The 2,331-nt window shown below is 40.8% G+C and carries 2 protein-coding genes; both read left to right on the forward strand.

The window, feature by feature from the left end:
• The coding region (locus tag B9A22_RS25920; protein WP_245824139.1) for an HNH/endonuclease VII fold putative polymorphic toxin at positions 1-1,522 on the forward strand (1,522 nt) is incomplete at its 5' end.
• A 25-nt stretch (positions 1,523-1,547) separates the two neighbouring features.
• Entirely contained in the window at positions 1,548-1,934 is a 387-nt protein-coding gene (locus B9A22_RS24720; protein WP_084578585.1) for an Imm50 family immunity protein, read from the forward strand.
• Positions 1,935-2,331: the final 397 nt, after the last annotated feature.

A 2,331-nucleotide genomic window follows, 5' to 3' on the forward strand; every position in this document is an offset into this window, starting at 1 on the left:
AACCAACTCCGAATACAACAGCGTTGTTGAACAGGCTGGTATCTACGCCGGAAAAGATGGTTTTGACATCACGGTAGAAAAGAACACTGACCTTACGGGTGCGGTCATTAGCAGCGAGGCTACGGCAGATAAGAATAGGCTCTCTACCGATACGCTAACCTTTAGTGATATTGAGAATAAGGCTGAGTACAGCGCAAGCAGCACGGGAGTTGGTTACGCTGCAGGTAAAGATGCTAACGGTAAAGACGTAGAAAAGAAAGACCTAGGATTAACCCCTAACATTGGTGTAACTGCAAGTGGGGATGCTGATAGTACAACGCAATCCGCAATTTCACCTGGAACTATTGAAATACGGAATAATCCAAACCAAGATTTGAGTGGCCTTAGTCGTGACCCTGCGGGGGCAGTAAATGCTTTAGGTAAGATATTTGATAAGAAAACTGTACAAGAACGGCAGGAATTGGCGCAGGTATTTGGTGAAGAAGCATTTAAGGCTGTAGGAAATTTAGGTTTGAAGCCAGGTAGTCCCGAAAAAGCAACTATTGATGCCGTATTGGGCGGAATCATGGCGCAGCTAGGCGGTAGTAGTTTTGTATCTGGAGCTGCTAGTGCAGGATTTAGTCAAATTCTCCAATCAGAATTGAGTAAGATTCAAGATCCTGCTATGCGTCAATGGGCAAGTGCCATAATCGGAGCTGCAGCTGCTGGTGTTGCTGGAGGAGATATCCAAGCAGGGGCTAGTGTAGCTGTTGGTGAAATAAGAAATAATGATTTTGAACACGTTATATATTTAGCTAAACTTATTAAGGAGAATCCTCAGTTAGCAACTACAATGCTGGTAGCAGGCTTATCTGTACAGATGATAAATGAGCAACAACAGCTTGTAGACAATTCTGGAAAAGTTGTAGCATATTGTAACCCCGGAGGGAATTGGCTTGATAGTGCAGGAAGTTTAATAGGTGATTTAAAGACATGGGTTAGTAATACGTTTAGTCCTCCGGCTACGGATACTAGTGGTGGACAGGCAACGGTTCCTCCCGGCACAAGTACCGATAAACCTTCTACAGGTAGTGGTACGACACTTGAAGGACAACAACAAGGTTCGACTACAACTAGCATGCCAAGTGATCCCATTGGAAATACTTCACCGCCTCCGATAATACTAGACAATACCACTGATGGTACTGAGGTTATTACTGCTTCTACGATAGGAAGAAATGGTGCTCTAAATCAAGCGAAGAGGGATGCTGGCATTCCAAGTAGTCAACAACCTGATTACGTCGAACTTGTACCTATGCGTTCTGCTCCATATGAAGGTGGAAATGTGATTAAAGATGCAAGTGGCAATGTGATTTATACAAGAGAATACCACTATACCAATAGCAATGGTCAGGAGATAGTAATTCAGGAACATAGTGCCGGACATGAAAAGGGAGATCAAGGTTCACACTTTAATGTAAGGCCAGCTGATAATACACGTACAGGGAGTGTTCCAGGGACGCAAGATCATTATTCCTATTAATGAATATAATTTAAGAGGTGATTATATGTGGCATGAGAGCTTAGAAAAAAGTACGTTTATCACAAATTTGTATACTGAAGTACCACAGCTTGTAGATGTGCGTATTTCACAAATAAAAATTCATGATGAAGGAGATAGGGTGTCCCTCATTTTTGACATGCCTTATTTTGCGGATAAACCGCCTAAAAAATGGGTAGCGCTAGGACATAATACGGTGATAGTTCATTTGGATTTCTTTGGAATTAAAGAAATTATGATAACATCAAATAACAATAAGTATAGAGGTAGTATTGATTTAATAAATGATATAGATGGTACTGTTTTAATTAAAGTGACTGGTACAATCGAAGCAAGAATAAAGGCGGGGGTAGGAATGATACAATCAATAGAGGGCTATTGTAACCAAGTATAGGACATGGTAGTAAAAGTAACGAGGTCAGCGGACGTAAAAAATCCGCTGACCTTTCTTTTTATCTCAGGTGTCGTCTGGGTGAATGAACAACAACTGGATAATATTACCTATTGCCAATTCATAAAAACTAAATCTGGTTTCTCAGAATGACTTAGATTCATTACTGCCACAAAACGGACAACTGCCCCCATATCCATTACCAAAACAACTCAACATTACAAAATGAGAAGACAAGGTGAAGAAGACAAGGAAGACAAGGTGACGGTTCCTTTGTCTTGGTAAGATTTTAATTGACGCGGATAACGATGTTACTATCCAAGAAGTCAAGGAAAAACACGAGTCACTCATTCAAAGTCATAAGAAAAAAAAGTGGATTCTTGTCATCTAAAACTACAGA

The organism is Sporomusa malonica (genome assembly GCF_900176355.1).
GTDB lineage: Bacteria > Bacillota > Negativicutes > Sporomusales > Sporomusaceae > Sporomusa > Sporomusa malonica.